Here is a 507-nt window from a genome sequence, read left to right on the forward strand (position 1 = left end):
CTTCACTTCTGGCCAATCTATTTTCACCCAGCCATCCAGCTTAGCCGGTAGATCGGCTACTGTAAATTGTACTCGTCTTGTGTTAGCGGAAGCATCGGATTCGATCGTTGTTGGCGTAGAGCCGCCAATCGTAAATCCGGTAATTTCCTTGCTTTGCTTTAGATTCACTTGTACAAGCTTCACACCATTTTGCACGAGCAAACGAGCAGGATGTGCTACTTATTCATCCATCACCGATGTTTGTGTAGTACCTTGTTTTAAATACTGAATATCAATCAAATACTTGCCGTCCGCAAGTGCTCCCGGTTCTGTCGGTTTGACCGGATCAACAACGACAATTTTTGTCGCTTGGAAAGCACGAAGGATCAACAACGACAATTTTTGTCGCTTGGAAAGCACGAAGCGCTTGATCCAGCGTGCCTTCTGCATCAATGAGCTGCTGCTTTGTAGACAATATGCTGTTTGCGACAGCGTTCGCTGCTGTAATTGCACTAAGCAGTGCGTCTT

The 507-nt window shown here is 46.0% G+C and carries 1 protein-coding gene and 1 pseudogene; both read right to left on the reverse strand.

Annotated elements, in window-relative coordinates:
• Positions 1-204, reverse strand: a pseudogene (locus AC1DSE_RS36250) (NEAT domain-containing protein); the annotation flags it as partial.
• Between the two features lie 15 nt (positions 205-219).
• Positions 220-507: hypothetical protein (locus AC1DSE_RS36255; protein WP_477529247.1), on the reverse strand; the 288-nt coding region annotated here is incomplete at its 5' end.

The sequence above is a fragment of the Paenibacillus sp. 01L418 genome, from assembly GCF_056400045.1.